This window comes from Nocardia sp. NBC_00403, assembly GCF_036046055.1.
Classification (GTDB): Bacteria; Actinomycetota; Actinomycetes; order Mycobacteriales; family Mycobacteriaceae; genus Nocardia.
In genome coordinates this window covers 3,819,738-3,837,695 of record NZ_CP107939.1, presented here as the reverse complement: position 1 = coordinate 3,837,695, position 17,958 = coordinate 3,819,738, and the positions used below count along the sequence as shown (strand labels likewise).

Below are 17,958 nucleotides of genomic sequence, written 5' to 3'. Positions count from 1 at the left end.
CACAAGTTGGTGGAACATACGAACGAGCGGTCATCGCGCGACATGACGGCTCAATCGCGTTTCCAGCCGGGTCTGCCCGAAACCGAGGACCAGGCAGATCGCCCAGTAGTAAAGCGCCGCGACACCATAGAGGGCGAAGAAATCGAAGGTCGGGGCGGCCGCGATCTGCGCGGTCCGCAGCAACTCGGTGACCAGAATGGTCGAGGCGAGCGAGGTGTCCTTCACCAGCGAGATCAACGTATTCGACAGCGGTGGCACCGCGATCCGCGACGCCTGCGGCAGGATGATCAACCGCATCATCATCGGATACGACATGCCGAGCGCTTGGGAAGCCTCCCACTGCCCGTCGGCCACGCTCAGAATCGACGCGCGCACCACCTCCGCCGCGTAACCACCGACATTGAGACTGAAGGCGATCACCGCCGCCGGAAACGGGTCGAGCACGATGTGGAACTGCGGCAGCGCGTAGAAGACGATGAACAACTGCACCAGCAGCGGCGTACCCCGGATGATCGAAATGTAGAACCGGGCGGCCGCCTGGACCGGCCACACCGGTGACATCCGTGCCAGAGCCAGGAGCAGCGCAATGGCCAGACCGATGACGAAACTGACAGCCGTCAGCGGAATGGTCTTGGTGATCGTGGCCTGCAACATCGGCCACAGGTTGTGCCAAATGAGTTCCCGCGTAGCGGCATCCATGGCAGGGCGCTGCTACTTGCTGATGTCGGTGCCGAAGTACTTCTCGGAGATCTGGGCCAGTTTGCCCTCGGCGCGGAGTTGATCGAGCGCCTTGTTCACCTCGGCGACCAGCGCGTCATCCTTGCGGGCCGCGAAAGCCTGGTGACTGGTTTCACCGGTCTTGCCCGACACCTTCACGCTGGTGTCGCCGGTCTTCTTGGTGTACTCGGCAACGGCGAGGGTGTCGTTGACGGTGGCGTCGACGCGGCCGTTCTTCAGCAGCTGGATGGCCTGCACGAAACCTTCGACCGCTTCGACTTTCGCGCCTGCGCCGGTGGCGACCTTGCTCCAGTTGCTGGTGGCCGACTGAGCGCAGGTCTTGCCGTTCAGGTCGGCGAGAGTGGTGATGCCGTTGTTGTCGGTGCGCGTGACGATGACGCCCTCGGAGGTGGTGTACGGCTGCGACAGCGAGTACTTGGCCTTGCGCTCATCGTTGACAGTCACCTGGTTGGCGACCAGATCGAAGCGCTTGGACTCGAGGCCGGCGAAGATCGCGTCCCACGGCGTCTGCACGAACTCGACCTTCTTGCCGAGCTTGTCGGCAACAGCCTGGACCACCTCGATGTCGTAGCCGGTGAGCTTGCCGTCGGAGCCCTGGTAGCTGAACGGGGAGTAGGTGCCCTCGGTGCCGACCTTGATCACGTTCGGGTCGTCACTGCCGCACGCGGAAAGCCCGGTGGCGGCGACGATGGCGAGCATGGCGGCGGCGAACAACTTGCGACGCACGAAATCCCTCTCTTCGGTGCGTGGAGTGTCCACACACAACACACAGATCGACCGACGTTACGCCGGGATCGTTTCGAGGAACAGTATCGCGATCATGGTGATCGGAACTGGCTTTAGCACCCGAAATACCTGTCGGGCCGCCGCACCGGTGCGGTGCGGCGGCCCGACAGGGTGAAAAGGCGTGCTCAGTCGCGCAGTGGACGGCCGTCGCTATCGGGCACCTTGCCCACCAGCATCATGATGCCGTCGACCAGCGGCCAGATGCCACCGATGCCACAGGTCAACCAGGTGACCGCGATCTGCGCGATGGCGATGCCGGTATAACCGGTGTAGAAGCGGCCGACACCGAACGCGCCGAGGAAGATCTGCAGCAGCCCCGCGATCAGCTTCTGCTTATCCGAGAAGGGCACACCGAACTGGTCACGCCCGTAGGGCGCTTCCGGATCGTTCGGGTTGTATCCCTGTGGCTGCTGGTACGGCGCGGGTGGGTAGCCACCCGGCTGCCCGTAGCCACCCGGCTGCCCGTAGCTCCCCGGCTGCTGCTGTGCGTACGGGTCGGCGGGCTGACCGAACTGCGGCTGGCCGTACGGATCGGCCTGCGGGTACTGCGGCTGGCTCGGGTCCGCCGACTTGTTCAAGTCCGGCCCCGTACCGGGCGGGCCGTACTGCGGTCCTGGGTTGTAAGGGTCGGTCACTAAATGTCCTCCTCATTTGTGCGGGCACCCTGTGCTGGCCCCCGGCCGTGCGATCTGCCGAGCGAGCAACTGCCGCGACGATCACGAGACATTCTTGCCGGAACCGACATGATTTGTCGCCCTGTCGAATCGGCCACGGCAGTCCGGCGACCGAGGTTGCTCGTCTCGGTAGATATCGCGGACAGTGCCCGCGATGTTGCCGTGCACGCAGAATTGGGGGCTACTTCTGCTCGGCGGCAGTGTCCTTCTGCTCCACAGCAGTGCTGGTAGTCGGCGCCGCGGGCGATTCCTGGTCGGCGGACCGATCCGGCTCGGTGGACTTCTCGCAGCCGGCGGATTCCGTGGACGGGATGTCCTTCGCTGCATCGGTTGTCCGCTCGGGCTCCGCAGTCTGCTCGGACTTGTCCAACTCGACGGCGTTGTCCGAATCGTCTGCCGTGATCGCCGCGGCATCCTTGTCGCCGCCGGTGTCCTCGGTCGATTCCGTGTCCTTGTCGGTCACCGCGTCCGGCTGCGGCGCCGCGTTCTCGTCTGTCGACGCGGCATCGGAGGTCTCGGCCGTCGCCTGCGCCGCTGCGGCAGCGCGCAGGGCGGCGATCTGCCAAGGCCACGGGCGCGATCCGGTGCTGGGTTGCAGCTGCTCGGCGGTCTCACGGCCCTTCGTCGCGAGGACGAAATAGGCGACGGCGGCCAGGAATACCAGGGCCGAGGTGAACGAATTGATCCGGATGCCCGCGATCTTGGTGGCCTCGTCGGCGCGCATCAGCTCGACGAAGAAGCGGCCGACGCAGTAGCCGGCAACGTACAGCGCGAACAGCCTGCCGTGGCCGATTCGGTAGTGTTTGTCGATCTGCACCAGCAGCACCACGATCAGCAGGTTCCACAGCAATTCGTAGAGGAACGTGGGGTGCACGACCTTGTCGACGACGCCGGTGGAGACACCGTTCATCGGGTCGAGCTTGCCGTCGTCGTCGAAGCGCAGGTAGATCTCCAGGCCCCAGGGCAGGTCGGTCTCGCGCCCGTACAGTTCCTGGTTGAAGTAGTTGCCGAGGCGGCCGATGGCCTGCGCGAGCAGGACCGGGGGGGCGATCGCATCACCCAAGGCGGGCAATGGGATTCGGTAGACCCGGCAGCCGATCCACGCACCGACACCGCCGAGGAACACCGCACCCCAGATGCCGAGGCCGCCCTGATAGATCTTCAGCGCATCGATCGGATGGCCGTCGGCGCCGAAGTACTTCTGCCAGTCGGTGGCCACGTGATACAGCCTGCCGCCGACGAGGCCGAAGGGCACCGCGAACATCGCGACATCGAGGATCGCGCCGGGCTGCCCGCCCCGTTCGCGCCAGCGCCGCTCGCCCCACCAGATGGCGACGACGATGCCGAGGATGATGCACAGGGCGTAGGCCCGGAGCGGAAACGGCCCGATCTGCCACACACCCTGCGCGGGACTGGGGATGTAGGCCAACACATCAGCGGTGACGCCACCATTGCTCAGGACGCTGTCTGCGAGGACTCGTAAGGTCACGGGGCCAACCGTAGCGGAGCGTTATGTGCGACGTTGCCACCACCACACCGCGGCGCCGACGCCGAGGCTCAGCAACCCGGCCCCGATGGCCGACAGCGCTTCGACAACGACCGGCTCGGCCCGGGTCAGCGCCGCGACACAAGGTGCGAGAACAAAGAATACGAGCAGGCTCGCCACCACAGGTCGCGGCGAAGGCGACCGCTTCGGTGCGCTCATGCTTGTTCATACGATGGCGCGAGCCAGGCGGTTCAGCGCTGCTTGTCCGATCGGACACCGGGCGCTGACTTCAGCACCGAACTGTCGGTGCTGCAGCGAAGCTCACGAGCGGCACGGCTCACTCGTGGCGGTGCGGCAGCGGCCGGTCGAGCGGCCCGATGCAGTGTGTCAGGAAGCGACGGTCGCGGACCGGACGCCCTCGGCCAGTTCCTCGGTCAGCGCGCGCACCGCGTCCAGCCCCTCGGCGGCGGCGCTCACCAGCGCTGAGCCGACAATGACACCGTCTGCGTACGAAGCGATTTCGGCCGCTTGCGCACCCGAGCGCACGCCGAGACCGACGCCGATCGGGATATCGGAATGGGTCCGAATCCGCGCACACAGTGCGGGTGCCGCGGAAGACACCACATCGCGGGCACCGGTGACACCCATGGTCGACGCCGCGTAGATGAACCCTCGGCTCGCTTCCAGCGTCTTCACCAGGCGTTCCTCGGTGGAGGACGGCGCGACCAGGAAAATCCGATCCAGGTCGTGCGCGGCCGAGGCGACGAACCAGTCGTCGGCCTCGTCCGGGATCAGGTTCGGGGTGATGATGCCTGCCCCGCCCGCCGTGGCCAGATCGCGCGCGAACTTCTCGACCCCGTACTGCAGCACCGGGTTCCAGTAGCTCATCACGACGGCCTTGCCGCCCGCCGCGGTGATCGCCTCGACCACCGAGAACACGTCGCGCACCCGGACTCCGCCGCGCAGCGCCTGCTCGGCGGCGGCCTGGATGGTCGGCCCGTCCATCACCGGGTCGGAGTACGCGACGCCGACTTCGACAATGTCGCAACCGGATTCGACCATGGCACGGACGACCTCGATGGATCCTGCGAGGTCCGGATAACCCGCGGGCAGATAGCCGACCAGCGCGGCGCGGTTCTCGGCGCGGCAGGCGGCGAAAGTGTTGGCGAGGCGGGACTGCTGACTCATTCGACGCTCTCCTTGTCGGCGCCGGGTTCGTCGAAGAGCCCGAACCATGTCGCCGCGGTGTCCATGTCCTTGTCGCCACGACCCGACAGGTTCACCAGGATGATCGCGCCCTTGCCCAGTTCCTTGCCGAGTTGCAGCGCACCGGCCACCGCGTGCGCGGACTCGATGGCCGGGATGATGCCCTCGCAGCGGCTGAGCAGCAGCAGCGCGTCCATCGCCTCGGTGTCGGTGATCGGTCGGTACTCGGCGCGCCCGATGTCCTTGAGGTAGGCGTGCTCCGGGCCGACGCCCGGGTAGTCCAAACCCGCGGAGATGGAGTGCGATTCGATGGTCTGGCCATCATCGTCCTGCAGCAGATACGAGTAGGCGCCCTGGAAGGCGCCGGGCGTGCCGCCGGTGAAAGTGGCCGCGTGCCTTCCGGTTTCGACGCCGTCACCGGCCGCCTCGAAGCCGATCAGCCGGACGCCGGCATCGTCGAGGAAGGGGTGGAAGATGCCGATCGCGTTGGAGCCGCCGCCGACACAGGCCACGACCGCGTCGGGCAGCCGTCCGGTCGAGGACTGCACTTGGGCGCGAGCCTCCAGGCCGACGACGCGCTGGAAGTCGCGCACCATCAACGGGAATGGATGCGGGCCCGCTGCGGTGCCGAAGCAGTAGTACGTGTCGTCCGCGTTGGACACCCAGTCGCGCAGCGCCTCGTTGATGGCGTCCTTGAGGGTTTGCGAGCCGGTGGTCACCGACACCACCGCGGAGCCGAGCAGCCGCATGCGGGCCACGTTCAGCGCCTGCCGTGTGGTGTCGACCGCGCCCATGTAGATGACGCATTCGAGGCCGAGCAGCGCGCACGCGGTGGCGGTAGCGACGCCGTGCTGGCCCGCACCGGTTTCCGCGATGACCCGTGTCTTGCCCATTCGCTTGGCGAGCAGTGCCTGACCGAGCACGTTGTTGATCTTGTGCGAGCCGGTGTGGTTCAGGTCCTCGCGCTTGAGCAGAATGCGGGCGCCACCGGCATGCTCGGCAAGCCGGGTGCACTCGAAGACCGGCGAAGGCCGGCCGGTGTAGTCGCGCTGCAGCCGGTCGAGCTCGTCCAGGAACGAGGGGTCCAGCCTGCACTTCTCGTACTCGGCGGTGACCTCCTCGATCACCGCCATCAGCGCCTCGGGGACATGCCTGCCGCCGTACACGCCGAAGTGTCCGCCGACGTCGGGCTCATGGGTGCTCTTGTGCGCGACGCCGGCGCTGGCCTGCGGTAATGCCGTCACCGCTGTCACCGGCCCCGCCGCGCGGGCTTCGGGCAGGACGGGTGGGTGCCCGCGGTCACCAGCTCGGAGACGGCGGCGCGGGGATCGCCACTGGTCACCAGGCCCTCGCCGACCAGCACGGCGTCCGCACCCGCACCGGCATAGGCCAGCAGGTCGCCGGTGCCGCGGATACCGGACTCGGCGATCCGGATGACCTCGGTGGGCAGGCCGGGCGCGATACGCGCGAACACGTCCCGATCGACCTCGAGCGTCTTGAGGTTGCGGGCGTTCACGCCGATCACCGAGGCACCCGCCTCGAGTGCGCGGTCGGCCTCTTCCTCGGTGTGCACCTCGACGAGCGCGGTCATGCCGAGCGATTCGGTGCGGTCGATGAGCGAGGACAGCACGTCCTGCTCGAGTGCCGCAACGATCAGCAGGATGACATCGGCACCGTGCGCGCGGGCCTCATGGATCTGGTACGGCCCGACGACGAAATCTTTGCGCAGGATCGGGATGGTCACCGTGGCGCGGACGGCATCGAGGTCGTCGAGCGAGCCGTGGAAGCGGCGACCTTCGGTCAGCACGCTGATGATGCGCGCGCCGCCGTCTTCATACGCCTTGGCCAGACTGGCCGGGTCCGGGATGTCCGCGAGCTCCCCCTTGGAGGGGCTGGCCCGCTTGACCTCGGCGATGACGCCGATGCCGTCCTCGAGGAGTGCGGCGCGGGCGTCCAGCGGCGAAGGCGCCGCCGCGGCCGCGGCCTTGATTGCCTGGAAGTCCAGGAGGGCTTCCCGAGCGGCGACATCCGCGCGGACCCCGTCGAGAATCGAGTCGAGTACCGTCATCTGGCTCGAATCCTTTCTGGGGAGACGCAACTTGCTGCCTGAGAATCCCCCCAGGCGCTGTCTCACCGATGCTGACAAAGAATAAATGGCTGCTTGCGGCGCTCTCGCGCCGGGGTTTGTCGGGACCTGCCCAGACACTTCACTCGGCATGTTTGCCCTGATCATCACGCGGCGAACCGGCCTCCTCGGTCGGGTCGGTGCCCGCGTCGAGCGCGTCCCACAGCACGCGCTCGGAAAGCTGTCCCGAGGCCGAATTCGCCCCGGCGGCAGCGTCTTCCGCCCGTCGCTGCGTCACCTGTTCGGTGGCGGCGGCCCGCCGGAACACCGGGTTGTCGTATTTGCCGGACAGTTGCGCGGCCTCCTGGGGCATCCTGGCGAGCAGTACACCGGCCGTAAAAGCCGCCAGCGCACCCAGCAGCGCGACCACCGCGGGGAAAGGCGCCGTGACCACCTCGGTGACGGTTGCCCGGCCGGGTAGTTCGGCCAGGGTGCCGGCGCGGGCGGCCATCGCGCCGGACTCGGTCAGCAGGGCGAAGGCCGGTACGGCGGTCACCGCGGCGACCAGGCCGATCAGCACCCCGACCATCCGGCGCAGCCAGCCACGAGTAGCGAGCACTGCCGCGATCGCGGCGAGCAGCACCAGCGCCAGCGGGGTCAGCGCGCCGAACCAGACACCACCGTTGAGATGGTCGGTGCGCGGCTCGGTGAGCCCGTCCGTGGACGACACCGTCACCCAAGTCAGCCGCGACGAACCCCAGAGCGCGGCCGCGGCGATCGCCAACAACACGATCGCGCCGATCGGGTACTTGCGCCGGGGCGCGGCCACATCGACCGCGATCGCCTCGGCATCGGTCCCCTCGTCGTTCTGATCCGATGCACTCATCCCGCGCTGCCGTTCTCGCTTCCCGGCTCGGTGCCGTATGCCCGAACCGTCTTCGCGGCCGCGACCGCCTTGAGCACCGCCATCGCCTTGTTCCGGGATTCGACATCCTCATAGTCGGGATCGGAGTCCGCGACCACGCCCGCACCCGCCTGGACATAAGCGGTGCCGTCCTTGAGCAGCGCGGTGCGAATGGCAATGGCGGTATCGGCGTCGCCCGCGAAATCCAGATAGCCGACAACACCGCCGTACACGCCGCGCCGGGTCGGCTCCAGTTCTTCGATGAGTTCCATCGCGCGCACCTTCGGCGCGCCCGACAGCGTGCCCGCCGGGAAACAGGCGCGCACCGCGTCCAGCGCGATCTTGCCGGGCGCTAGTCTGCCGTGCACGGTCGACACCAGGTGCATGACGTGGCTGTAGCGCTCGATCTGCCGATACTCGGTGACCCGCACAGTGCCCGGCTGACACACCCGGCCGAGATCGTTGCGGCCGAGATCGACGAGCATCAGATGCTCGGCGTTCTCCTTCTCGTCGGCGAGCAGCCCCTTCTCCAGCAGCAGGTCGTCCTCTTCGGTGGCGCCGCGCCAGCGGGTACCCGCGATCGGATGTGTCGTCGCCACACCGTCCTTCACGGTGACCAGGGCTTCCGGGCTGGAACCGACGATGGAGAACGCGGTGCCGCCCGCGCCGTCGGGGATGTGCATCAGATACATATACGGACTCGGGTTCGAGGCGCGCAGCATGCGGTACAGATCGATCGGGGCGCCGTCGTAGTCCATTTCGAAGCGCTGCGACAGCACCACCTGGAAAGCCTCGCCCGCCTCGATCTCTTTGACGAGACGACGCACTCCGGCGCCGAACTCCTCGGAGGTGCGTTTGCGCCGATAATGCGGCTCGGGCTGGTCGAAGACCGACACGGTGGACTCCGACGGCGCGGCGAGCGCGTGGGTCATCCGATCCAGCCGGGCGACCGCGTCGTCATAGGCCTCGTCGACCCGCTCGGCGGTGCCGTTCCAGTTGACCGCGTTGGCGATGAGGGTGATCGCGCCCTCGTGGTGGTCGAATGCCGCCAGATCGGTGGCGAGCAGCAGCACCATCTCCGGCAGTTCCAGATCGTCGAGGGCGAGGCTGGGCAGCCGTTCGATCCTGCGCACCGCGTCATAGCCGAGGTAGCCGACCATGCCCCCGGTCAGTGGCGGCAGGCCGGGGAGCCGCTCGGTCTCCAGCAGTTGCAGGGTCTCGCGCAACGCGACCAGCGGATCGCCACCCGAGGGCGCGTCGACAGGGATGTTGCCGAGCCAGGCGGCCGCGCCGTCGACGACGGTCAGCGCCGACGGACTGCCCGCGCCGATGAACGACCAGCGCGACCAGGAGCGTCCGTTCTCCGCGGATTCGAACAGGAAGGTGCCGGCCCGATCGCCGGCCAGCTTGCGATAGGCCGACAGCGGAGTTTCGGAGTCCGCCAGCACTTTTCGGATCACCGGAACCACCCGATGTTCCGCGGCGAGCTGGTGGAACTGTTCGCGGGTCGTGGTGGTGGGAGTGGACGCGCCAGGCATTGCTCCATCATCCCAGGCCGCTATGACACCGACTCAGCCGCCCTTCGCGGGCCCAACCGGCCGTAAACCAGCCGTCCGGTTCGCACGCGAATTCCGGGGCTGTGGGCGGCGTCACTACACTCGCCGCGTTCCATGTCGCATGCGGTATCCACTTCGAGAGGAGACAACTGATGTACCCCTCGCAACCGGTTACGCCGGAGGGTCGGCACACTGCCGGATCGGGCACATCCCAGCGAATGGTCGGCCTGAGCTCGATGGGCAGATCCCAGAACTCCACACCGCTGAACGCGCTAGCGTCCTTCGTCACCTATGTGAAGGCCTTGGAGGCCCTGGACAAGCACCGCTTTCCGGACGAGTACGCCATCCACAGCGACCGCATCAAGGAACTCGAGCCGCTGCTGCGCGCGCACGGCATTCTCGATGTCATGGAGATCAAGAACCCCGAGATCGCCGCACTCATCGGCGTATAGCGACCGAATCTACCGTCCCCGTCATCCCAGGCTTCTCCCGTCGATCCAGCGAAAGCCGGAATACGACTCGTACACCCCGCCGCGTACAGGGCGACATGGGGCGAAAGCACGGGTGGCGGGGATCTGGGCAGGCATCGTGGCACCCCGAACCGACGCATCGCCCGGTACTGTCGCCGATATGAAGATAGGCCAGCTCGCACCGCAGTTCGAGCTCCCAGATCAATCCGGCACACCACGTTCGCTCGACGCCTTGCTCGCGGACGGCCCCGTGGTGCTGTTCTTCTATCCCGCCGCCAATACTCCGATCTGCACGGCCGAGGCCTGCCACTTCCGCGATCTTGCCGCCGAATTCGCCGCGGCGGGCGCCGCGCCGGTAGGCATCAGTGCCGACAACGTCGACACCCAGGCCGGATTCGCGACCAAGCAGAATCTCGGCTATCCCCTGCTCTCGGATGTCGAGGGCACTGTCGCCGCGCAGTTCGGCGTCAAGCGCAGCCTGCTCGGCAAGCTCTCGCCGGTGAAGCGGCACACCTTCGTCATCGACCCTGATCGCACCGTCCGCAAGGTCATCACCGGTGAGTTTCGGGCCGATGTGCATGCCGACGAGGCGTTGAAGTTCCTACGCGAACGCGTCCAGTAAGCCGACCGACGCCGAATATTCGAGACGACCGTCTCGAAAACGCCGAGTCGATGATCACGTCACCGCAGATGGCCCGGCCTACGCTGAATTCATGACTTCGAGCGAGGTTCGGCCGGACGGGCAGAAATCCACGCTGGCCACGTGGCGCACGAGGATTCTCGGCGGCCTGGCGGTCATCGCCGTGCTGGTCGTCGCCTACTTCATCCTTGCCGCCTTCATCCCACGGTGGTGGGCCCAGCGCATCGCGGAGCTGGTGAGCGGCAGTTTCAGCAAGGGCATCGGCTGGGGTCTCGTCTATGGTGGATTGTTCACTGCCATACCGCTTTTCCTGATGTTGCTGGCAGCACTCGTGTGGCGTCGCCGCGCGGGCAAGGTGATCGCGGGCGCGGCAGGCGGGCTCGCGGTGATCGCCGCGATCCCGAATCTCATGACGCTGAGCATCGTGCTCGGCGGCAACAGCGCCGCCCACGCCGGGCAGCGAATTCTCGATGTCGATGCGCCCGCCTTCCGAGGCGCGTCATTGGTCGGCGCCATCGTCGCACTGGTCGTCTTCCTGCTCGTGGTGTTCGTCGTCGTCCGGCGCGGATGGCGGCGCAAGCATCCCGCTGAGCCGGTGACGTCGACTCCGCCGTCCCAGTCCACCGCGCCCGTGTCACCGAAGCTCACCTAGGAAACGACACCGACACGCCACGATGGCATGTGAGTGACCTCACGTCACGCAGCAACTTCATGACGGTCGAGCGAAGTCGTGGCAAACTCATTGTCGCGAGTGACTGTGAATATGACTTTCAATAAATCGCTAGACTCACTAACAAAACACGTCACTTGGCTCGAAAGAAGGCAACCAGTGACGAAGTGGCTCGATCCCGTCGAACAGCGAGCTTGGCGTGCGATCGTGGCGCTCATGACCCGCCTACCAGGCGCGTTGGACACCCAGCTGCAGCGCGAGTCCGGGATCACGCACTTCGAATTCTGGGTGCTCACCCTGCTGTCCGAAGAACCCGGCCACCGATTGCAGATGAGTGATCTGGCCCACAAGGCAAATGCATCGCTATCGCGACTGTCGCATGTCGTGTCGAAGATGGAGCGGATGGGCTGGGCCGAGCGGTCAGCGACCACCGGGCGACGCGGCGTGCAGGCCGTTCTCACAGACACCGGCTATTCGAAGGTGGTCGAGGCAGCTCCCGGCTATCAGGATGCCGTGCGCCGGCTGGTGTTCGATGGTCTCGATCCGCATCAGACAGCACAGCTGGCCGACCTCAGCGAAGTGCTGTCGACACAGCTGGCCGATGCATTGAGTCACGGTGACGTTTCGCCCCCCACCGAGGACCGAACCGAGCAGCCGCCGACGCCGTAGCACCGGCCGCCTGCCGATCTGCCCGAGAGCGGACGCGGACAGTCCGTGCCGTGTTCCCGACGTGTGGCGACTCAGGACTTATCGGCGAGCAGCACGTCGGAGTCGAAGCAGGTGTGCGTGCCGGTGTGACAGGCCGCGCCCTCCTGGTCGACGACCAGCAGAATGGTGTCGCCGTCGCAGTCGAGGCGGACCTCGTGGACGTACTGGGTGTGGCCGGAGGTCTCGCCTTTGACCCAGTACTGCTGACGCGAGCGCGAATAGTAGGTCGCCTTGCGCGTTTCCAGCGTCCTGGCCAGGGCTTCGTCGTCCATCCAGGCGACCATCAGCACATTGCCGCTGCCGCGCTCCTGCGCGACCGCGGACACGAGGCCCGCGTCATTGCGCTTGAGCCGGGTGGCAATGGCAGGGTCGAGAGTCATGCCACCGTTATACAGGGGCAGGGTCCATTGCTCGGCACGCGCCTGCGCTGTGGGCCGAGGCTTTACCGGCACTATCCGGCTGAGACAGACGAGTTACGGCGCAGCGCCTCGGCGACACCGTCCGGCGCGTCGAGTGCGGCGCTCAGGGGTTTTCCGGTAGGTCCCCCGCGCCGCCCGATAGCGCACACGGCCCTCGTCGAGGTCGTCGATGTCTCAGACAAGGAGAGCAACGACGATTATGACGACGATCAGTGCCACAATGCCGAGAACGACCAATACCGTTCCCCCCGAACCGGAGCCGGGCGCTGTCTGGTGGCCATATGGCGGCGGGCTCGCCGAGAAACCAGCGGGTTGCCCGGTGGGAGTGGGGTATCCGGGCGCGGCCTGAGGCTGCGGACCTGGGTTGTGCGGATTCAGGGGAAGCTGGGGGCTCGGGTGGGGCTGTGAGCCCTGGTAGGGCTGCGGATGAGGCTGCGAGATCTGAGCGGACTGCATGCTCGGATAGGGCTGGGAGCCCTGCGAAGACTGCGGGCTCGGATAAGGCTGCACGCTCGGATAGGGCTGCGAGCCGCGGGAGGACTGCGGGCTCGCATAGGGCTGCACGCTCGGATGAGGATGCGAGCCCTGGTAGGGCTGCGGATTCAGGTGCGGTTGCGCGCCTGGGGAGCCCTGCTGGCTCGGGTAGGGCTGCATGCTCGGATAAGGCTGCGAGCCCTGAGAAGACTGTGGGCTCGGGTAGGACTGCGGATTCAGGTGCGCATGCTGCTGCGCGGGCGGGTGTTCGGGGATCGGCGCTGCGGTCGCAGCCGGGCCGGGCCGACCTGTTACGGGCATCGCGTGGGGGGCCGACATATGCAGTGCTCGGTACACCGCCTCCGCGAACTCGGTGCAGGAGCCGTAGCGGTCGGTGGGGCGCTTGCCGAGGGCCCGGATCAGCACCTCGTCCAATGCCGCCGGCAGATCGGCGCGCCGTGCGGTGACGCGGGGCGGCGGGACTTGGAGGTGGCCCTGGATCACCGCGGGCGGGCTCGGCGCTTCGAACGGCGCCACGCCGGTCAGCAGCCAGTGCAGCGTGCAGGCCAGCGCGTACTGGTCCGCGCGGCCGTCCATCGGGGCACCGGTCAGCTGCTCGGGTGCGGCGTAAGCCAAAGTGGCGGTGAAGGTTCCGGTCAATGTCAGATGACCGGCGTCGTCGCGCAACCGGGCGATGCCGAAGTCGGTGAGAAATACCCGCTCCTGACCGCCGGTCGCGCGGGCGAGCAGAATATTGGCCGGCTTCACATCACGGTGCAGGACTCCACTGCCGTGCGCGAAATCCAATGCCTTCGCGGTTTCGGCAACGATCTGGGCCGCCCGCGTCGGCGGCAGCTTGCTCCGATCGATCGTCGAGGCGTCGATGCCGTCGACGTACTGCATGGAGATCCACAGCTGCTCGTCCTCGACACCGCGATCGAACACAGTGACGATATTCGGATGGTCCAGCTGGGCGACCAGATCTGCTTCGCGTTCGAACCGGGCCCTGATCTCGTTGTCGCTGAACAACTCCGGGTTGAGCAGCTTCAAGGCCATCGAGCGCGGCAACCGCGGATGCCCGGCCAGATACACCGACCCCATGCCGCCCTGGCCGAGCAGGCGTTCGATGCGGTATCCAGCGAACAGCTCACCTTCACCCAGCACGCCGTTCCTCCGATCGCAGACCTTGATCGAGCAGCAAAACCCTAGCTCGAGGCATTGCCCGTAGCCAGGTCGGCAAAACCTACCTGACGACGATGCCCTCGGTCCGCATGGCGCGTTTGACCTGTGGGATGGTGAGGTCACCGAAGTGGAATACGCTGGCGGCCAGCACCGCATCGGCGCCCGCGTGCACGGCCGGGGCAAAGTGCTCGATCGCGCCGGCTCCCCCGCTGGCGATCACCGGCACCGTCACCGCGGCGCGCACCGCGCGGATCATGGGCAGGTCGAAGCCCGCTTTGGTGCCGTCGGCGTCCATCGAGTTGAGCAGGATCTCCCCGACGCCGAGTTCCGCGCCGCGCACGGCCCATTCGACAGCGTCGATGCCCGTGCCGCGCTTGCCGCCGTGCGTGGTGACCTCCCAGCCCGACGGGGTGTCGGCCCGGCCCGGCGGGACGGTGCGGGCATCCACCGACAGCACGATGCATTGGGAACCGAACCGCTCCGACATTTCGCGCAGTACCTCCGGCCTGGCGATGGCGGCGGTGTTGACCGAGACCTTGTCCGCGCCCGCGCGCAGCAGCCGGTCGACATCCTCGACCGTGCGCACCCCACCGCCGACGGTGAGTGGGATGAAGATCTGCTCGGCAGTGCGCGTCACCACATCGATCATGGTGCCGCGGTCGCTCGTGGATGCGGAGACGTCGAGGAAGGTCAGCTCGTCGGCGCCCTGGAGGTCGTAGGCGGCGGCCAGTTCGACCGGATCGCCGGCATCACGCAGGTTTTCGAAATTGACGCCCTTGACCACCCGGCCCGCATCGACATCGAGACACGGAATCACGCGTACGGCCAACGTCATCGGCTCACCCTTCCTCGGAAACTGCAAGTACTGCTGCGGCTCATGCTTCGTCGGCGACCGTGCAGATCATGTCCAGGAGTTCTTCGTGGACCCCCGGCGCGGCGGCGAGCACCGAACCCGAGGTGATGGTCCACGGCTCGCCTGCCAGATCGGTCACCACGCCACCCGCGGCGCGCACCAATGCCACGCCCGCTGCGTTGTCCCAGGGATGGTGCCCGAACACGATCGCGCCACCCAGCACACCGGACGCGGTGAACGCCAGGTCGATACCCGTCGAGCCGTGCATCCGCACCCGCGAGGACAACCTGCTCAGCGGGCCGAGCAGATCGAAGCGGAAGCGACCGGGGATGCGCCCGTTGGAATCCACGTTGAACGCGCCGAATCCGATCATCGCCTCGGCCAGTTTGCCGCGCGGCAAGGGCGGCAACGGCTTTCCATCGAGCAATACCGGACCGCCGGACATGGCGGCGTACCGCCGGTCGAGTACCGGCAGCCAGGTCAGCCCGAGCAGTGGTTCGCCGTCGTGCACCAGCGCGAGCAGCATGCCCGAAAGCGGATGCCCGGCGGAGTAATTGAAGGTGCCGTCGATCGGATCGAGCACCCATGCGGTGCCGGAGGTCAGCTGCGGGCCGCCGAATTCTTCACCGTGCACCTCGATTCCGGTCTGCTGCTCGAGCCGCGCCGAGATGGTGCGCTCCAACTCCAGATCGAGTTCGGTGGCGAAGTCGTTGCGGCCCTTGGCAACCGCGCTCGGCGCGCCGACGCCCTCGACGAAGCGCGCACTGGCGGCATCGAGGATCTCGCTCGCGAGAGCCAGCAGAGACGAAAGTTCGGAATTCGAGCGGGCGGCAGCCATCGGGTCGCAGGCTCAGCGCACCGCGGCCAGCGCCTCGGGCAGCGTGAAGCGGCCCGCGTACAGCGCCTTGCCGACGATCGACCCCTCTACACCTTCGGGCACCAGCTCGGAGATCGCGATCAGGTCCTCGATGGTCGACACGCCGCCCGAGGCGATGACCGGCGCGTCGGTCGCGGCGCAGACCTCGCGGAGCAAGTCCAGGTTGGGGCCGGTGAGCGTGCCGTCCTTGGTCACATCGGTGACGACATAGCGGGTGCAGCCGTCGCGTTCCAGGCGCTCGAGCACCTCCCACAGGTCGCCACCGTCGCTGACCCAGCCGCGACCGCGCAGCCGGTGCTCGCCGTCGATGATGCGCACGTCGAGCCCGACGGCGATACGCTCGCCGTACTTGGCGAGGGCGCGGGCGCACCACTGCGGGTCCTCCAGCGCGGCAGTCCCGAGGTTCACGCGGGCGCAGCCGGTGCCGAGTGCGGCCTCGAGCGATTCGTCGTCACGGATGCCGCCGGACAGCTCTACCTGCACATCGAGCTCGCCGACCACCTTGGCGAGCAGTTCCCGGTTGGAGCCACGCCCGAAGGCCGCATCGAGATCGACCAGATGCACCCACTCCGCACCAGCTTCCTGCCACGCCAGTGCCGCATCGCGGGGCGAGCCGTAGTTGGTTTCGCTGCCCGCCTCCCCCTGCACGAGGCGCACGGCCTCACCATTGGCGACATCGACAGCAGGTAGCAGCACAAGACTCACGCCAGCAGCTTAGTTGCTTGCTCCGCGCCCCCCACCTCCGGCCTGCGGATATGTGCTCGGAGATCACCCACCCGAGCAATCTCCCCGCAGCTGCGGCCTGGGTGTCGGATGGTCGTCGATCGGACGGCACGTGCAGTATGGCAACGCTGGTCACCCGCGCCAGCAGCAGCGGCGGCGCGCGACTCGATACAGCCGGTCGTCGAGAAGGGAGCGGCGATCATGGGCAAACAGAATCGGCGACGCCGAACCGGGCGGGCGGCGCGTACCGACGGTCCGGCGCTGGACGCCACCGCAGTGTCATCGGATCCAGAGCGGATCGCCGACGCGATCACGGCGGCGGCCGTGGCGTCGGCGCAAGGTAATGCTGTTGCGGTGCAGCGCTTCATCGAACAGCTTGCCGGCTCCGGTCCGCTGACGTATGAGCTGGCGGACGGCGTGCGACTGGCTGGTCAGCGCGTCGTTGATCGGGTCTTCCAATACGGCTGGCTGCCGATGGACGTCCATCAGGTGGCCCGTCGGCGCGTCGACGAGTTCGCGGTCGGCTATCTCACCGACGTGATGGCCGCCCACCTCGCGCCTTTCGCGCCCGAGCTGGTGGATGAGACCTGGCGCGCCCAGCTCGACGAGCTGGCGGCCCGCACGTGGTGGGCGGGAGCGCAACCGCATCTCATCCAGTGGGCGACCCGTCAACTGCTGAGCAACACCGAAGCGGTGACGACTGTCGTGGCGGCGCTCGCGCTGCTGGTCGGGCTGCCGAAGTTGGAACTGATTCGGCCGTTGCCCGGCTCGGCGAATGTGCACCCGGCCACGCACCACGGCGTCGACGAGAAGGTGCTCGGCCGCGTCCGCGGCCTGCTCGCGAAGGCGGAGTCGACCTCGTTCCCCGAGGAGGCCGAGACCCTGTCGGCCAAGGCTCAGGAGCTGATGACCAAATATGCCCTCGACCGCGTGCTCGTCGGTGCGGACACCGCTGTGCCCGATCTGCCCGGTGCCCGCAGGATCTGGCTGGACACCCCCTATGTGGAAGCCAAGGCGCTGCTCGTCGAGGTGGTCACCCGAGCCAACCGCTGCCGCGCGATCTTCGTCGCGGCGTGGGAGTTCATGACCGTGGTGGGCGACGACAGCGATCTGGACGCCGTCGAACTGCTGACGACGTCCCTGCTCGTACAGGCGACCAGGGCGATGATCGCCACCGGTAACCAGACCATTCGCAGCGACGAGTCGCGGTCGCGTGCCTTCCGCAAGGCGTTCCTCACCGCGTACGCCACTCGGATCGGTGAACGACTCGCGGCGGCGAACGAGAGCACGATCGCCGAATCCACCAACCCCGCACGGCTGCTGCCGGTGCTCGCCTCCCGTCAGCGGACCGTGGACGAGGCTTTCGACACCCTCTATCCCGCGGTGCGCAGCCGTGGCATCACGATCCGCAGTGCCGAGGGATGGGAAGCGGGGCTCGAGGCTGCCGACCGGGCCCGGTTCCAAGGCCACTCCGCGAAGCGCTAACCGGACCGATCAGCGGCGTATGCGAAACACCCTCTCCCCCAC

At 67.3% G+C, this 17,958-nt stretch carries 19 protein-coding genes and 1 pseudogene; 5 read left to right on the top strand and 15 right to left on the bottom strand.

The annotated features are described in order from the left end of the window. Positions 1-30: 30 nt before the first annotated feature. From OHQ90_RS16885 to OHQ90_RS16840, 10 genes and pseudogenes are all read right to left on the bottom strand, one after another. Entirely contained in the window at positions 31-699 is a 669-nt protein-coding gene (locus tag OHQ90_RS16885) for an amino acid ABC transporter permease (RefSeq protein ID WP_328411600.1), read from the bottom strand. 12 nt (positions 700-711) lie between these two features. Further along, the gene (locus tag OHQ90_RS16880) at positions 712-1,464 is read right to left on the bottom strand and encodes an amino acid ABC transporter substrate-binding protein (protein ID WP_442941417.1); all 753 of its coding nucleotides are present in this window, start codon (positions 1,462-1,464) and stop codon (positions 712-714) included. Positions 1,465-1,649: 185 nt separating this feature from the next. Beyond that, on the bottom strand, positions 1,650-2,159 hold the full coding sequence (locus OHQ90_RS16875) for a TM2 domain-containing protein (protein ID WP_328411599.1): 510 nt from the start codon (positions 2,157-2,159) through the stop codon (positions 1,650-1,652). A 421-nt stretch (positions 2,160-2,580) separates the two neighbouring features. Then, positions 2,581-3,657, bottom strand: a pseudogene (gene lgt / locus OHQ90_RS16870) (prolipoprotein diacylglyceryl transferase); the annotation flags it as partial. A 51-nt stretch (positions 3,658-3,708) separates the two neighbouring features. Next, the gene (locus OHQ90_RS16865; protein WP_328411596.1) at positions 3,709-3,903 is read right to left on the bottom strand and encodes a hypothetical protein; all 195 of its coding nucleotides are present in this window, start codon (positions 3,901-3,903) and stop codon (positions 3,709-3,711) included. Positions 3,904-4,071: 168 nt separating this feature from the next. Continuing rightward, complete coding sequence (gene trpA / locus OHQ90_RS16860; RefSeq protein WP_328411595.1) at positions 4,072-4,872, bottom strand: tryptophan synthase subunit alpha; 801 nt, start codon at positions 4,870-4,872, stop codon at positions 4,072-4,074. Beyond that, on the bottom strand, positions 4,869-6,143 hold the full coding sequence (trpB, locus tag OHQ90_RS16855) for a tryptophan synthase subunit beta (protein WP_328411593.1): 1,275 nt from the start codon (positions 6,141-6,143) through the stop codon (positions 4,869-4,871). Before trpB ends, trpA begins: the two co-directional genes overlap by 4 nt. Next, on the bottom strand, positions 6,140-6,958 hold the full coding sequence (gene trpC / locus OHQ90_RS16850) for an indole-3-glycerol phosphate synthase TrpC (RefSeq protein WP_328411591.1): 819 nt from the start codon (positions 6,956-6,958) through the stop codon (positions 6,140-6,142). Before trpC ends, trpB begins: the two co-directional genes overlap by 4 nt. Before the next feature lie 139 nt (positions 6,959-7,097). Next, positions 7,098-7,841 (bottom strand): TIGR02234 family membrane protein, encoded by a 744-nt coding sequence (locus tag OHQ90_RS16845; RefSeq protein WP_328411589.1) that lies wholly within the window; start codon positions 7,839-7,841, stop codon positions 7,098-7,100. Beyond that, positions 7,838-9,397, bottom strand: a complete 1,560-nt coding sequence (locus OHQ90_RS16840) for an anthranilate synthase component I (RefSeq protein WP_328411587.1) — start codon at positions 9,395-9,397, stop codon at positions 7,838-7,840. Before OHQ90_RS16840 ends, OHQ90_RS16845 begins: the two co-directional genes overlap by 4 nt. A 170-nt stretch (positions 9,398-9,567) precedes the next feature. Here OHQ90_RS16840 and OHQ90_RS16835 point away from each other — a divergent pair, with 170 nt between their 5' ends. From OHQ90_RS16835 to OHQ90_RS16820, 4 genes are all read left to right on the top strand, one after another. Beyond that, entirely contained in the window at positions 9,568-9,867 is a 300-nt protein-coding gene (locus OHQ90_RS16835) for a hypothetical protein (RefSeq protein ID WP_328411585.1), read from the top strand. A 178-nt stretch (positions 9,868-10,045) separates the two neighbouring features. Then, positions 10,046-10,507 carry a peroxiredoxin gene (locus OHQ90_RS16830; RefSeq protein WP_328411584.1) on the top strand — a complete coding sequence of 154 codons (462 nt, stop codon included), beginning with the start codon at positions 10,046-10,048 and terminating at the stop codon, positions 10,505-10,507. 91 nt (positions 10,508-10,598) lie between these two features. Further along, positions 10,599-11,177 (top strand): permease, encoded by a 579-nt coding sequence (locus tag OHQ90_RS16825; RefSeq protein ID WP_328411583.1) that lies wholly within the window; start codon positions 10,599-10,601, stop codon positions 11,175-11,177. Between the two features lie 177 nt (positions 11,178-11,354). Then, positions 11,355-11,864 (top strand): MarR family winged helix-turn-helix transcriptional regulator, encoded by a 510-nt coding sequence (locus tag OHQ90_RS16820; RefSeq protein ID WP_328411581.1) that lies wholly within the window; start codon positions 11,355-11,357, stop codon positions 11,862-11,864. A gap of 71 nt (positions 11,865-11,935) precedes the next feature. On the opposite strand, the gene hisI is transcribed toward OHQ90_RS16820, so the two are convergent. The 5 genes from hisI to priA form a co-directional block, all read right to left on the bottom strand. Beyond that, a complete protein-coding gene (hisI, locus tag OHQ90_RS16815; protein ID WP_328411579.1) occupies positions 11,936-12,283 on the bottom strand; it encodes a phosphoribosyl-AMP cyclohydrolase in 348 nt (115 codons plus the stop codon). A gap of 213 nt (positions 12,284-12,496) precedes the next feature. Next, the gene (locus OHQ90_RS16810) at positions 12,497-13,960 is read right to left on the bottom strand and encodes a serine/threonine-protein kinase (protein WP_328411577.1); all 1,464 of its coding nucleotides are present in this window, start codon (positions 13,958-13,960) and stop codon (positions 12,497-12,499) included. Positions 13,961-14,039: 79 nt separating this feature from the next. Beyond that, on the bottom strand, positions 14,040-14,813 hold the full coding sequence (hisF, locus tag OHQ90_RS16805; RefSeq protein ID WP_328411575.1) for an imidazole glycerol phosphate synthase subunit HisF: 774 nt from the start codon (positions 14,811-14,813) through the stop codon (positions 14,040-14,042). 40 nt (positions 14,814-14,853) lie between these two features. Continuing rightward, on the bottom strand, positions 14,854-15,669 hold the full coding sequence (locus OHQ90_RS16800) for an inositol monophosphatase family protein (RefSeq protein ID WP_328411573.1): 816 nt from the start codon (positions 15,667-15,669) through the stop codon (positions 14,854-14,856). A 12-nt stretch (positions 15,670-15,681) separates the two neighbouring features. Then, complete coding sequence (gene priA, locus OHQ90_RS16795; protein ID WP_328411571.1) at positions 15,682-16,413, bottom strand: bifunctional 1-(5-phosphoribosyl)-5-((5-phosphoribosylamino)methylideneamino)imidazole-4-carboxamide isomerase/phosphoribosylanthranilate isomerase PriA; 732 nt, start codon at positions 16,411-16,413, stop codon at positions 15,682-15,684. Between the two features lie 219 nt (positions 16,414-16,632). On the opposite strand from priA, the gene OHQ90_RS16790 reads away from it, so the two are divergent. Further along, positions 16,633-17,916: a DUF2786 domain-containing protein gene (locus tag OHQ90_RS16790; RefSeq protein WP_328411570.1), complete on the top strand. Its 1,284-nt coding sequence runs from the start codon at positions 16,633-16,635 to the stop codon at positions 17,914-17,916. Positions 17,917-17,958 lie beyond the last annotated feature (42 nt).

Coding starts and splice junctions, on each gene's coding strand:
- OHQ90_RS16885 (WP_328411600.1), bottom strand. CDS start 699: ATGGATGCCGCTACGCGGGAACTCATTTGGCACAACCTGTGGCCGATG.
- OHQ90_RS16865 (WP_328411596.1), bottom strand. CDS start 3,903: ATGAGCGCACCGAAGCGGTCGCCTTCGCCGCGACCTGTGGTGGCGAGC.
- trpA (WP_328411595.1), bottom strand. CDS start 4,872: ATGAGTCAGCAGTCCCGCCTCGCCAACACTTTCGCCGCCTGCCGCGCC.
- trpC (WP_328411591.1), bottom strand. CDS start 6,958: ATGACGGTACTCGACTCGATTCTCGACGGGGTCCGCGCGGATGTCGCC.
- OHQ90_RS16845 (WP_328411589.1), bottom strand. CDS start 7,841: ATGAGTGCATCGGATCAGAACGACGAGGGGACCGATGCCGAGGCGATC.
- OHQ90_RS16840 (WP_328411587.1), bottom strand. CDS start 9,397: ATGCCTGGCGCGTCCACTCCCACCACCACGACCCGCGAACAGTTCCAC.
- OHQ90_RS16835 (WP_328411585.1), top strand. CDS start 9,568: ATGTACCCCTCGCAACCGGTTACGCCGGAGGGTCGGCACACTGCCGGA.
- OHQ90_RS16830 (WP_328411584.1), top strand. CDS start 10,046: ATGAAGATAGGCCAGCTCGCACCGCAGTTCGAGCTCCCAGATCAATCC.
- OHQ90_RS16825 (WP_328411583.1), top strand. CDS start 10,599: ATGACTTCGAGCGAGGTTCGGCCGGACGGGCAGAAATCCACGCTGGCC.
- hisI (WP_328411579.1), bottom strand. CDS start 12,283: ATGACTCTCGACCCTGCCATTGCCACCCGGCTCAAGCGCAATGACGCG.
- hisF (WP_328411575.1), bottom strand. CDS start 14,813: ATGACGTTGGCCGTACGCGTGATTCCGTGTCTCGATGTCGATGCGGGC.
- OHQ90_RS16800 (WP_328411573.1), bottom strand. CDS start 15,669: ATGGCTGCCGCCCGCTCGAATTCCGAACTTTCGTCTCTGCTGGCTCTC.
- OHQ90_RS16790 (WP_328411570.1), top strand. CDS start 16,633: ATGGGCAAACAGAATCGGCGACGCCGAACCGGGCGGGCGGCGCGTACC.